Below are 13,042 nucleotides of genomic sequence, written 5' to 3'. Positions count from 1 at the left end.
TTCCGATCCATATTCTAAAGTAGCGTTTACTTGCTCCTGAGTGTTTCCATTAGATGATTTCGTCCAGCCCACTGGTTGATTGGTTATTAGAGAGCCTCGAGCTCGACACCAGCCTGTTTCATGTCGGGCGCTACTGCGGTGGCTGGCACGCCAGCACCCATGGCCTGGCACGGGCCAGCTTCCACCTGATCGTGCAGGGACATTGCTGGCTGCATATTGATGGAGCGCAAGCCGGCGTGCGTTTGCATGCCGGGGACGCGGTGTTTCTGCTGCACGACCTGGACTATCGGCTCTCGAGCGCCGAGGACAGCACCCGGGCCAGGGACCTGCCACGCATGGCGATGACCGCGCTGGACGGCGAGGCCCAGGATGGCGTGGGCCTGGTCTGCGGCTTCTTCCATTTCCGCTCGGGGCTGTCGTCGCTGATCATCGACGGGTTGCCGGACTGGATCGTCCTGCGCGCCGGCGATCCGTCATCGACGGCGGCCCGGGCCCTGTTCGAACTGATCCTGGACGAGTGCCAGCGGCAACCGGCGCCCTCCCCGGCATTGCTTGAGCGCTTGAGTCACCTGCTGTTCCTGTATGTCCTGCGCCAGCAGGTGGCGGGCAACCAGGACCTCGGCGGACTGGTGGCGCTGGCCCGGCACCCGGGATTCGCGCCGCTGCTGGAACAGTTGATCGAGCGCCCCGGCGAAAGCTGGTCGCTGGAAAGCATGGCGGCCTGTACCGGGATGTCGCGCTCGGCGTTTTTCAAGCGCTTCAACGAACTGGCCCGACAGTCGCCGGGCCAGGTGCTGCTGGCCTTGCGCATCCGCCATGCCTGCCAGTTGCTCAAGGCCAACAACACCGTGGAACAGGTCTGCGCGGCGGTGGGCTATCAGTCGATCGCGGCATTTACCCGGGCCTTTACCAAGGCGGTCGGGGTGCAACCGGGGGCTTATCGCAGACAGCACGAACAGACGGCAAGCCATCAGACCAATGAAAAAACGCCGGCATCAAGGAATAAACCTACAGACAATTCCTGGCAAACAGCCTGAATCTCCTTACCATCCCTGTACCAAGAATGGATAGACTCCACTGGAATCAAGGGCAGGGGCCCCTTGATGTCCGAAGGAGCAGATATATCATGGAATTTTCAATACAACACAAGGCACGGCTCAGGCGCTTGTCTGCCGGGCTGCTGGCCGTATGGCTGGCAACCGGCATCACTCAGGGTTTCGCAGGGGAAAAGGAAGCAAAGGGAATGCAGAGTATCCAGTTTCGAAAGATCGTCGACCTCAGTCACGTCATCTCCCCCTCCATACCGCTTTGGCCGCACGACCCTCCCGTCAACTTCAATGTCGTGGCCACCCAGGAAAAGGACGGCTACTACCTGCGCAGCTTCAGCATGGGCGAACACAGCGCCACCCACATGAATGCCCCCAACAGCTTTCACGCCGATGGCGTCGGGATCGATGCCTACAAACCGCAGTCGCTGGTGCGCCCGGCGGTGGTGATCGATGTACGGGCCCAGGCCAAGGCCAATCCCGACTATGTGATCAGCATCCAGGACATCAAGAACTGGGAACACGCCCATGGGCCTATCGCCCGGGACTCCGTGGTGCTGCTCTACACCGGGTGGCAGGACTTCTGGAACGATCCCAAGCGCTTTTTCAACGCCGATGACAAGGGTGGCCTGCACTTCCCAGGGCTCGGCACCGATACCGCCACCTTCCTGGTCAACGAACGCCATATCGCGGGCGTCGGCACCGACACCCATGGCGCCGATCCGGGCCAGGACACGGTGTATGCCACCAACAGCCAGGTCCTGGCGAAAAACGGCATCATCCTGGAGTGCCTGACCAACCTCGACCAGCTGCCGGCCAAGGGCACCACGCTGGTCATCGGTATCCTGCGACTTCAGGACGGCTCCGGTTCCCCCGCCTCGGTCATGGCATTCGCCCCCTGACCCCCGGGTTCGAAATCACTCGACTGCCGGAGCGCTGGTCTGGAACTGTTTCCGGTAGTCCGTCGAACGTCGCAACACCTCGGCAAAGCCCTGGAAGCTGGCCGGCTTGGTCAGGATATCGTTGGCGCCGGCCACCCGGAAACGCTCGATCTCGTTGGAGAACGCGCTGGCGGTAAAGGCAACGATATAGCACTGGTCACCCAGCGGCAGTTCCCTGATCCGGCGGATGGCCTCCAGGCCATCCATGCCCGGCATGTTGATATCCATCAGGATGACATCCGGGGTCGAACGCAGGCACCGCTCAAGCGCCTCGAGACCGTCAGAGGCCAGATCGGGCGTATAGCCCAGGGTCTGCAACATCGCCATCGCAACCTTCTGGTTCAGTTCGTGGTTCTCCACCAGCAGGATATCCAACGGGTAATGCCCGGCGAACGATGCGTCGAAACCCACTGCCGGGTGCTCGGCGGCAATGGGGATTTCCATGTCTGAAAAAGGCTCGATCGGCAGCGAGAAGGTGAAGGTCGAACCGATACCAAACAGGCTGCTGAAGGACAGGATGCCCCCCTGGGCCTCAATCAGGTTCTTGCAGATCGACAGGCCGAGCCCGCTGCCGGTGAAGCGCTGGTTGTTCGCCCCCTCGAACTGGGTAAAAGGCTTGAACAGGCTGCCCTGCCGTTCCGTGGGAATGCCGACACCGGTATCGCGGATGGAAAAATTGAGCCGGGCCGGAGCGCCGTCACCGAGCGAGACGGTCAGTGAAACCTCTCCCGTTTCAGTGAACTTGATCGCATTGCCCAGCAGGTTGATCAGGATCTGGCGAAGACGGTCGGCATCGGTCTTGACCAACGAAGGAACATCCGGGAAGACGGTGACCTCAAGGGTGATCGGCTTGTCCTGGATATTCTGCCGGACCACTTCGACACTGGAGGTGATCAGGGGTCGCAGTTCGAACACACGGGGTCGCAGGTCCAGTTTTCCCGACTCGATCTTGGCCAGGTCGAGAATGTCGTCGATCAGCGCCAGCAACGTCTTGCCGCTGGTATGGATAGTGGTCAGCAGGTCTTTTTGTGCCGGGCTCAGCGCCGTGGCGGACAGCAGGTCGGTGGCCCCGATGACGCCATACATGGGCGTGCGGATTTCATGGCTCATGGTCGCCAGGAACTGGCTTTTCATGCGATCGGCTTCTTCAGCGGCAATCTTGGCCTGTTTCAATACCTGCTCATTGACCTGCATCTGGCGAAGATGGGCGCGCATGCGCACCGAGTCGATGACGAACAGGAGACTGAAAGACAGAAAGACCAGGATCGCCAGCACGATATGGTGCAGGGAGTCCTGGTTGAGTTCGTGGTAGTACTCGGCCAGGGTAATTTCCGCCCCGGCGACATAAGGCGTGCCGTCCTGGGACTTCATGGGAACAAAGACCGCGCGGAAATCGCCCCAGTGGTCGGTGTAGTCGATCCAGCTCGGAGTGGTCAGGTCGAAGCTGTCGAGCAGCGTCTGGCTCGCATCGGGATAGGGATCGAAGAAGCGGACGAAGTTGTTTTCCCGGACTTCCTTGGCCGAGGCGCTGGAACTGACGAGGATGGCCTCTCCTCCCCGCTTGATCACGGTATAGACAAAAGCCGTGCCCATGGACTCGTTGAAGCGCGAAAGCTTGCGGATGGCATCGAGGTCTTCGGCTTCGGACTTTGAATGCTTGTCGACCAGCCCGTTGTGGTACTGGTCGCCGAGGATGGCGGCACCGCCCAGGGCCGCATGCAACAACTTGTTGTTGATGCTGTCGGTCAGGATCCGCTGGGCCTGGGCGTGCAGATAGTAGATGTAGCCACTGACCCCAACGATATAGACCAGCAGCAGAACGCCAATTTTTCGCCTGACCTTGAACATGCGTTACGGCCTCCATTGCCGTCAGTTCCCGAGCGTCCAGACCGCGCCGGGCATCCATCGCCGCCGAGGATAAGTCATGCACCCCAGGAACACAATTCGCCGGCCCTGAGGGATTCCCGCACCCTGTTTTCGTGGCGAAAGCACCGGTTACAGCCCGTTACAGCAGCCTGGCGAGCCGAACATTACGCTGCCGCCCATCTGCAATAGCGCCAGCGGATGTCATCCGCACCGGATCAGGCTGGAGAGTCATTTCGTGCATCGCCTTACCCTGCAACTGTTCGTCCTGTTGATGGCTGCCTGCCTGACTGCCGCCGCCCTGGGCGCCGATACCCCGGCGCGGCCCGCCTTTGCCGCCGCGAGCTACTTTCCGGGCACGATCCAGCCCGACCATCTGCCCAGAGCCGAGCTGGACCGGCAACTGATCGCCTTCTACAACGACTGGAAAACCACCTACCTGACCCAGGCCTGCGGAACCGGGCGTTACCTGGTCAAGGTCGACGCCGACGGCAAATCCGTGGGTGGCGGTACCGCGCCGGGGACCCTGACGGTCTCCGAAGCCCATGGCTACGCAATGCTGCTCAGCGTGATGATGGCCGCTGCCGATCCCCAGGCGAAAACCGTTTTCGACGGCATGTTCCGCTACTTCCAGGATCATCCGGCCAGATCGGATCGCGGCATGATGGCCTGGAACCAGATCCATGACTGCGGCAATGCCGGCGCTCCGTTCGGCGGGGAAAACAGTGCCACCGACGGTGATATGGATATCGCCTATGCCCTGTTGCTGGCCGACAAGACCTGGGGCAGCAAGGGCCAGATCGACTACCTGGGTGAAGCGAAAACGGTGATGAAGGCCGTTCTCGAACACGAGGTGCATCCCAATGCCAGCCACCTGCTGCTCGGCGACTGGGTCAACGCCGACGACAATCCGGAGATCGAGTTCAGCACCCGTTCCTCCGATTTCATGACCTCGCATCTGTATGCCTTTTTTCTCGCGACCCAGGACCGCCGCTGGCTGAGCGTGCGCGACAGAACCTACTTCATTATCAAGAGCATCCTGCGCAATCATGCGAAGGAGACCGGCCTGATGCCGGACTTTATCAGCCGCCTCAACCAGTCGCCGTCTCCCGCCCGCAGCGAACTGCTCGAGGACGCGCACGACGGTGACTATTCCTGGAACGCGGCCCGTTATCCCTGGCGGGTCGGCCTGGACTACCTGCTGTACGGCGATCAACGGGCCTTCCGCGCACTCGTACCGTTCAACCGCTGGGCCCGGAACAGCACCGCCAACCGCCCGAAGGCCTTTCACGACGGCTACCTGCTCGACGGCAAGCCCCTGGCCGACGAAGGCAGCGACAGCCCTGCCTTCATCGCCGCACTGGGCGTCAGCGCGATGATCAGTGGCGACAACCAGGCCTGGTTGAACGGTATATGGGATGAACTCCAGCAACAGTCGCTGTCGAGCAATGACTACTACGCCAATACCTTGAAGCTGCTGGGCATGCTGGTCATGTCCGGACACTGGCAGAAGCCCCTGACTCCCGTGTGGTTCGACAGCCCGTGATGAAGCCGGTGAACACCTTCAATGTCAGCTACCGGCTGCATCGGCAGCGCCTGTCCGCCCAGTTGAAAGCCTGCGTGCACAAGCTGTCCGGCAAGCATGCGCTGATCCTGATCTGCGCCCATCACGGTGCGCTCTTTACCGACGACACCCGGTTGGAGGAGGTCGCCCGGGCACTGGGCGTGCATGACATCAAGATCCACAAGCGTTGAGCCCCGCGGGCTAGAGACAACCCTGGCCCACCAGTGTCGCGACCACCGCCTGGTCCAGCGGCGTGTGCGGCTCCTTGCCCAGCACCGCCAGCAGCCTGGCGTTGTCCATGCGCACCGGTTGCTGCCACAGGTAGCGCATTTCCAGCAGCTCGCGGAAGGTCGGTACCACGGGCGCGGCCAGGCGCACCAGCCACCAGGGAAATGCCCGTCGCTTCACCGCCCCACCCGTGCGCTCGACCACCCGCCGGATCGCCTCGGCCATCTGGGTGCCATCGGCATCCCAATGGCCGGCGAACTGAAAGGTCGCGAAGGGGGCCAGCCGCTCCCGCCGGGCCAGCAACTCGACCATGGTCCGGGCCACATCCGGCAGGTAGGCCCATTGATGACCAACACCCGTCGCCCCCGGCAGATGAACGACCCTGACCGCCCTTCCCGGCTTGATCAGGCCCTGGGAAAACCAGGTGTTGCCGGCCCGGGGTCCGAAGAAGTCGCCCGCCCGCACCACGATCACCCGTACGCCGTCGTCGGTGGCGGCCCGCAGCCGCGCCTCGAGTTCGACACGGATCAGGCCCTTGCGGGTCAATGGCCGCTGGGGGACTCCTCATCCAGGACGGGAAAGGCATCCGGACCATAGTTGTAGACCGTGCCGGGCAACACCACGGTAGCGCCTTCGGCCCGTGCCGCGGCGATGCTGTTGTCGATCATCGGTAGCACCAGCGTCGCCCAGTTGCGATAGCCCGGCGGGTTGACGCCATGGACGATCACACTGCAGCCCTGGGCAGCGCGCAGGACATCCCTGCGGTTCATCGCATCGCCACGTAGCCAGGTCATGCCATCGCGCTGCTCGCACTCGAGGGCCAGCCCACGCTGCAATGCCACCACCTGCCAACCGCCGTCGCGCAGCTGCCGTGCCACTTCGCCGCCGATACCGCCGCTGGCCCCGAGGACCAGTACCTTGTTGTTCATTGCCATGTCCGCTCTCCGGAAAAGTCGTGGTGAGCAAAGTCTGGGCCCGATCCTTCATCAAATAAATTGCACAAGAGAAGCGATCAGCCATACATTTATGCATGGACAAATCGATAGGTTGGGAGCTCTACCGTACTTTTCTGGCCGTGCTGACAGAGGGCTCGCTCTCGGGCGCGGCGCGGGCGCTGGGCATTACCCAACCCACCGCCGGCAGGCATATCGCCGCGCTTGAGGCCTCGTTCAGGCAGCCGCTGTTCATCCGCTCGCAAACCGGCTTGCTGCCGACCGAGACCGCCCTGGGTCTGCGTGGCTACGCCGAGTCGATGCGCGATACCGCCGCCGCCCTGGAGCGCGCGGCCACGGCCCAGGGTGGGCAGGTCAACGGCACAGTGCGGATCTCGGCCAGCGAAGTGATCGCGGTGGAGGTGCTACCGGCGATGCTCGCCCGCCTGCGGCAGGCTCATCCGCAACTGAGGATCGAACTGCTGGCTACGGACCGGGTCCTCGACCTCCTCCAGCGGGAAGCCGACATTGCCGTGCGCATGACCACGCCGCGCCAGGACGCCCTGATTGCCCGCCGGGTCGGTGAGGTGGAACTCGGGTTCCATGCCCATCGCGAGTATCTGCAACGGCAAGGCACACCCCACCTCCCGGCGGATCTCGCCCGACACGCGCTGATCGGCTTCGACAGTGAAACACCCTTCGTGCGTTCCGCGAGCAAGCGGCTCCCCAGCTGGCAGCGAAAAACCTTCACCCTGCGCACCGACAACAACCTGGCGCAACTGGCAATGATCCGCGCCGGTTGTGGCATCGGCATCTGCCAGAGCGCCCTGGCCCAGCGCGATCCGAACCTGGTGCGGGTCCTCGGCGAGCATTTCACCTTCCAGCTGGAAACCTGGGTGACCATGCATGAGGACCTACGGGCCAGCGCGAGCTGCAAGGCGGTGTTCGATGCCCTGGTGCAGTGCCTGCAGGCCCACACCAGGATGACGCCCGGCGGACATTGACGACTCGCCGGGCAGCAGCCGGGCGAACCGGCAAAAGCCCGGGACCGCTAGCGGCGCATGACCGCCACCGGCGGCGATACGGCAGTCATTCCCAACGCCGCGAGCAATTGCACGCGGGGCAACGGCGTGTGGTCGACAAGCAGGGTCCTCAATGCGCTGGCATCGGCTTCAAGCGGCATGTCCAGCGTCCTGCGCACCGACCTGGGCAGGGCCGCCCGCAAGGCCGTGACCATATCCACCGCCTCACCCAGTGTCTGGCCCCGGCCGTTGTAGACCCGATAGCGCCCATCCGCCCGTACCAGCACCCGCTGCAACTCGGCCTGCTCAAGACCGATGCTGTCCAGCAAGGTCCCCGCGGGGCTATCCTGGCGCACCTCGATCCGCATGCAGCCGGGCCAGCAAGGCAAGGTTTCCAGGGTGTGCAGCACCAGCACATCGCTGTCCTCTCCAGCCGCCGAGGCCAGGTAGAGCCCCTCGTACGCGCGGTTCAAGCGCAACTGCTGGCGATACCACTGCGCATCCCGGAGCATCCGCGGGGGGCCACCTGTGCCGTGGATAACTGACCAAGCTCGTCCTCGTCAGCCCGGGCGATCAGTTCCCGTACCATGGAGGTCGGCAGATCGGCAAAGAATCTTCTGACCTGCCCCACCTGGGAATCGCCCGACTGCTGCCGGAACTGATAACAGATGTCGAACACTTCGTGCCGGTGCCGGGCAAGGGCTTCGCCGGCTTTGCGCCTCAACGCCAACAGGCGGTCTGCGGCCGAGGCGTAGTCGGCCCCCAGCCACTCCCTGATCTGCTCGTCATCCAGATGATTCAGCACGCTGATCCACAGGTCGCCGGCCATCAATTGAGCCTCGCTGACCGAGATTCGCGGCAAGTTCTCGGCGCTGTCCCGCGGGTACTCGACCCGGTTGGCGGTTCCTGCTTCGAACAGCTGCAAGACCCGTGACGTGGGCCAGATCAGTTGCAGCCCCACTTGTTGCAGATAGCGTTGTACGTCGGCATCTTTTGCCGGTGTCTCGTCTTCGGGATGCTCGATGAAGCGCCTGATCTCCCGGTCCAGCCGGAAGCGCTCCACGGTATCGAGCAAAAATGCCGGGGGCTGCCGTGCCTGGGGATAGACCTGGTGCAGCACAGGTTCGTCGATACCGCTGGCCACGCAAATCGGCTCGATGTCGGCGTCATCAAACTCAATGAGCAGCGTGTCGATCAACCATTCGAAGTACGCCCCCGTCTCCTCGGGAGGTTCAAGGGAAACTTCGCTGTCAGTGGATGTAGGCATGTAGGTGTGTTCTCCGCGTTTGCTGACCACCGCACTTGGCGGCCTTGCAGAACGATGGAGCAAACCGGCAACCGCGAGGGGCCACCCCACTACCACACACACCGGCGGATCTTCGCTCCGTTCTGGCCGTCGACGCCCGGGGACCACCGATGGCCCCCGGGCATCAGTCGCGGCCCTGGCCAGGTTGACGATAGTCACCTGCCGTGTCGCGGTGGATCAGCCCGCGAGGAAGGCCAGCAGGTCCTCGTTCAGCGCCTGCCCATGGGTCGCGGCGAAACCGTGGGGCGCGCCGGCGTAGACCTTGAGCCGCGCGCCTGGAATCATCGCGGCGGCCAGCTTGCCGGTGGCCTCGAATGGCACGATCTGGTCATCGTCGCCATGGATCACCAGGGTCGGCACATCGATCCTGGCCATGTCCGCGCGAAAGTCGGTTTCCGAGAACGCGGTCACGCAATCCACGGTGCCCTTGAGCGAAGCCATCAGGGCGATATTCAGGGTCTGGGTCAGCACACCCTGGGAAACCACCTGGCCGTGGTTGGTGCCATAGAACGGGCTGGCGAAATCGGCGATGAACTGCGCACGATCCTTGAGCAGGCCGGCCCTGATGCCATCGAACACGGCTTTCGGCACGCCCTGCGGATGGTCGTCGGTCTGGATGAACAACGGGGTCACCGCCCCCAGCAATACCAGGCCGGCAACCCGGCGGCTGCCGTGGCGGGCGATGTAGCGACTGACATCGCCGCCGCCCATGGAGAACCCCACCAGCGTGACCGCTTCAAGATCGAGGTGCTCGATCAGCCCGGCCAGGTCATCGGCAAAGGTGTCGTAGTCATAGCCGTCCCAGGGCTGGCTGGAGCGACCGAAACCGCGCCGGTCGAAGGCAATGGTGCGATAACCGCGGCTGCTCAGGTACTCCATCTGGTATTCCCACATGTCGGCATCCAGCGGCCAGCCGTGACTGAACACTACCGGTTTGCCGGAGCCCCAGTCCTTGTAATAGATCTCGGTGCCATCGCGTGTCACGAACGTGCTCATGAACAACTCCTGTTGTGCTTGCAGTCGCAGGAAGGGAAGTAGCGGGCCGCTGGCGGGAATGCCGGGGACCTGCGTCACTATCCCCGTCGCTGGACGACAGGAATTGCAGATATGTGCTGTCTGTTGCCGCCGGACGTATTCAAGTCTCCGGTGGCTTGCGGGCAGAGCGTTTGATGATCCTATTTGCGCCCATCGTATTCGAACCAGAAACTGCCACCGCCACTTTCATAGCGACCGTGCATGAGGCTGTCCAACAGATCGGCATTGAAATGCTTGTGGTAGGCACTGCCAAACAACAACCTGGCCCGCGGGTTATCAATCAACAGCGCCAGGAGAAGATATTGCTCCGTCCAATAGATCTGGTGATCGATCAGCCAGCGCTGCGGCAGGCCGAATGGAAGAAAGACATCGTGAACATGCACGAATATTTTCCGGGTGATTCGGGGCAGCAACCGAAGGTAGATGTGCAGGCAATCACTGCCGGTCTTTACCGTATGCGTGGAGTCGATAAACAGGATATCGCCATCTTCCAGAGTGGCGTTCAATGCCTCTATGGTGATGTCCTGGGCACGTTGCACCTGCAAGTCGAGTGCCCCTTCACGGCCAAGCGAGGCGATGAAAGACCTCGGAAAGGGCTCGATGCAACTCAGCGTGCCCGCGCCATTTTTCCGCAGCGCCTCAAGGGCAATCAATGATGAAAACCCGCTGCCGATTTCCACGATGCGCCGGGGCCGGATACGCCTGACGTAAGCGTAATAGGACATGGCATCACTGTAGGAAAACTGGCTGTTTTTCCAGAAGTACGCGGTGCACGTCTCCTCGTTCCCGGCTTCCACAGGGGAAAAATCGGCCGCATAGGGAACCAGCTCGGCGAGCTCCATGCGCAGCTTCTGCTGATCGAATATCCCACAGGCCAGATACGGAGGATCCGGCTCACTGTATTCGTAGGAACCCAGCGTCTCGGAAATCGAAGGCGTGTTGGAGTAGAAATTGGCGGGAATGATGTTGAGCGCATGCCCCTGCAACCGCTCCCTGTCTTTCTGATCGGCCCATAGCAGCTTTTGCATGACCGGCAACGCTGCGTTGAACTCCTTATCCGTCACATTGACCACTGGCGCAACTCCTGCCCACGTTGATTATCAGCACACACTGACCGTGCATGCGGGAAATCCGCGTGCCTTGGACCCGTCAATCTAACCTATCCATGACCGTTTGGCGCCCATACTGGCACGTTGCCAGATCCCGGATATGCTGCATCAGGCAGTAGTCCCCCGAAGTTTTTCGGGATACCCGGCAACAAGGAGGTCACCATGTCATCCACCCCGCGTGTACGCCGTTCTCTCAGTGATATCCAGTACGACTATGACCACGGCAAGAAAGATGAACTTGAAGCCCTGATCCTCGCCTGGAAAGGCATCAAGGATCTTCCCGCCAGCCACCCCAACTCCTTCTTCTCCATCGGCGGCCTGCATGGCGAGCCGTTCCGTGGTAAAGGCAAGACCGACGCCAAATGGTGGGGCGGCTACTGCCAGCACGGCACGGTGCTCTTCCCGAGTTGGCACCGCGCCTATCTCTGGCGCCTGGAAGAGGCATTGCGCAGTATTCCCGGATGTAGCAACGTCACCCTGCCGTTCTGGGATGAATGCAGCGAGCATTCGCGGGAAAACGGTCTTCCTTCGGCCCTGACCCAGGAATCCTTCGTGATCAACGGGCAGAAGATCGACAACCCGCTGCGCTCCTTCGTGTTTCCGCAGGCCATCACCGATGAGCTCCCGGTGACAAAGGACAACCCCATCATCTACAGCAAGCCCGAAGGCTACGAGACCGTGCGCTATCCGCTGTCCGGGCTGGTAGGCACCGACGCGGACCGCGCGGCCACCGCATTGCACAACGCCCAGTTCAAGGACCCGAAGAAAAACACCACCTACCTCAATGAAAACGTCAGCACCTGGCTGAGTGGCAAGATCAAGATCGGAGGCAAGTGGCGCGGCGAGGTGTTCAGTCGCTTCGAAAGCTGCCTCGATGCCCCTGACTACACCCTGTTCTCCAACACGACTTCGGCAGGCGCGAAGAACAAGGCAGACCCGACGGGGCCCCACCATGTGTCACTGGAGGAGCCACACAACTTCATGCACCTGGCGGTCGGCGGTTTCGACTATCCGGGCGCGGGCGACAGCTCGGCGATTCCGGGAGCCAACGGCGATATGGGCGAGAACGAAACCGCCGGCCTGGACCCGGTGTTCTTCTTCCACCACTGTTTTATCGACTACGTGTTCTGGACCTGGCAGCGTCGGCAAGGGGCCACCGATGAGTTCAGCATCGACCCCACGGACCCCGGAGCCGGCTACAAAGACGCGCAACCTCCGGCGGGCGACGCGGGCCGGGATCCAGACGCCATATTGGGCCTGGACACCTCCCTGGATCCCTTCGTCAAGGCTGACGGCAAAGCCTTCACCACCCGTGACTGCATCAATATCGAGAAGCAACTGGGCTACGTCTATGGCAAGGGTTCCCTGGATGCCTACGCCCAGCCCGCCAAGCAGTTGCTGTTCAAGGCCGAGGCCGTGCAACCCGCCGGCAAGACGCTGCGGGTCAGCCGTATCAACCGGGCGAAAATCCGTGGTTCGTTCCTGATCTCGGCCTACGCCGAAGTCGATGGCAAGCGCGAGTACCTGGGGACCCAACCGGTGCTCAGTCGCTGGCACGTCGAAGGGTGCATGAACTGCCAGACGCACCTGGAAGCCACGGCCACCTTCAAGCTGCCCCTCAACGCCGACAACTCGGCCATTGAAGACAGCAGCATCGAGGTGCAAGTGCAGACACGCGACAAGGTCCTGAAACGGCCGAAGACCGCGGACCTGCTGAGCACCGGCAACGCCGTCGCGGACACGCCGTTCCAGCTGGAAACCTACTGATCCAGGGCGGGCCCTGCCCACCCCTGGCGCGACGGCCGAAGGCAATCTTCGGTCGCTGCGCCTGACCGGCCCTACTCCGACGCGGTTGGTGTCGTTTTTTCCAGTGGGTAACGCTCGGCAACTGCGACGTACTTTATCCAGGCCCACGACGCCTCCCCCGATGAATCCCAGGTAACAAAGACCTCACCGGTCGTACCGGTCCCGCCATGATTTCGTCACGCGCCTGCAG

General features: G+C 62.3%; 10 protein-coding genes and 2 pseudogenes. 6 read left to right on the top strand and 6 right to left on the bottom strand.

Annotation, left to right across the window (positions count from 1 at the left end; all coding sequences use genetic code 11):
- Positions 1-53: 53 nt before the first annotated feature.
- Together KI243_RS10825 and KI243_RS10820 are read left to right on the top strand one after the other, a co-directional pair.
- Positions 54-956, top strand: a pseudogene (locus tag KI243_RS10825) (AraC family transcriptional regulator); the annotation flags it as partial.
- A gap of 287 nt (positions 957-1,243) precedes the next feature.
- A complete protein-coding gene (locus KI243_RS10820) occupies positions 1,244-1,948 on the top strand; it encodes a cyclase family protein (RefSeq protein ID WP_177118305.1) in 705 nt (234 codons plus the stop codon).
- A 15-nt stretch (positions 1,949-1,963) separates the two neighbouring features.
- Here KI243_RS10820 and KI243_RS10815 read toward each other — a convergent pair whose 3' ends face one another.
- Complete coding sequence (locus KI243_RS10815) at positions 1,964-3,835, bottom strand: ATP-binding protein (RefSeq protein ID WP_212810796.1); 1,872 nt, start codon at positions 3,833-3,835, stop codon at positions 1,964-1,966.
- A 253-nt stretch (positions 3,836-4,088) separates the two neighbouring features.
- Between KI243_RS10815 and KI243_RS10810 the strand changes: the two genes are divergently transcribed.
- Positions 4,089-5,396 carry a glycosyl hydrolase family 8 gene (locus KI243_RS10810; protein ID WP_244861834.1) on the top strand — a complete coding sequence of 436 codons (1,308 nt, stop codon included), beginning with the start codon at positions 4,089-4,091 and terminating at the stop codon, positions 5,394-5,396.
- Complete coding sequence (locus KI243_RS10805; protein WP_017123882.1) at positions 5,396-5,605, top strand: hypothetical protein; 210 nt, start codon at positions 5,396-5,398, stop codon at positions 5,603-5,605. Before KI243_RS10810 ends, KI243_RS10805 begins: the two co-directional genes overlap by 1 nt.
- 10 nt (positions 5,606-5,615) lie before the next feature.
- Here KI243_RS10805 and KI243_RS10800 read toward each other — a convergent pair.
- Positions 5,616-6,571: pseudogene (locus KI243_RS10800) on the bottom strand (NAD-dependent epimerase/dehydratase family protein).
- A gap of 101 nt (positions 6,572-6,672) precedes the next feature.
- Between KI243_RS10800 and KI243_RS10795 the strand changes: the two are divergent.
- Entirely contained in the window at positions 6,673-7,578 is a 906-nt protein-coding gene (locus tag KI243_RS10795) for a LysR family transcriptional regulator (RefSeq protein ID WP_212810795.1), read from the top strand.
- A 47-nt stretch (positions 7,579-7,625) separates the two neighbouring features.
- Here the strand turns inward: KI243_RS10795 and KI243_RS10790 are convergent, their stop codons facing one another.
- From KI243_RS10790 to KI243_RS10775, 4 genes are all read right to left on the bottom strand, one after another.
- Positions 7,626-8,069: a hypothetical protein gene (locus KI243_RS10790; RefSeq protein ID WP_212810794.1), complete on the bottom strand. Its 444-nt coding sequence runs from the start codon at positions 8,067-8,069 to the stop codon at positions 7,626-7,628.
- Positions 8,066-8,863 (bottom strand): hypothetical protein, encoded by a 798-nt coding sequence (locus tag KI243_RS10785; RefSeq protein WP_212810793.1) that lies wholly within the window; start codon positions 8,861-8,863, stop codon positions 8,066-8,068. The genes KI243_RS10790 and KI243_RS10785 overlap by 4 nt, the downstream gene beginning before the upstream one ends.
- A 216-nt stretch (positions 8,864-9,079) precedes the next feature.
- Complete coding sequence (locus tag KI243_RS10780) at positions 9,080-9,898, bottom strand: alpha/beta hydrolase (protein WP_177088280.1); 819 nt, start codon at positions 9,896-9,898, stop codon at positions 9,080-9,082.
- A gap of 179 nt (positions 9,899-10,077) precedes the next feature.
- Entirely contained in the window at positions 10,078-11,010 is a 933-nt protein-coding gene (locus KI243_RS10775; protein WP_177118303.1) for a class I SAM-dependent methyltransferase, read from the bottom strand.
- A 198-nt stretch (positions 11,011-11,208) separates the two neighbouring features.
- On the opposite strand from KI243_RS10775, the gene KI243_RS10770 reads away from it, so the two are divergent.
- Positions 11,209-12,813, top strand: a complete 1,605-nt coding sequence (locus KI243_RS10770; protein WP_212810792.1) for a tyrosinase family protein — start codon at positions 11,209-11,211, stop codon at positions 12,811-12,813.
- The last annotated feature ends 229 nt before the right edge of the window (positions 12,814-13,042 follow it).

It is taken from the genome of Pseudomonas sp. Ost2 (assembly GCF_018326065.1).
Classification (GTDB): Bacteria; Pseudomonadota; Gammaproteobacteria; order Pseudomonadales; family Pseudomonadaceae; genus Aquipseudomonas; species Aquipseudomonas gingeri.
Note: the sequence above shows the minus strand (reverse complement) of the source record. Positions and strands in the feature narration are given on the sequence as shown.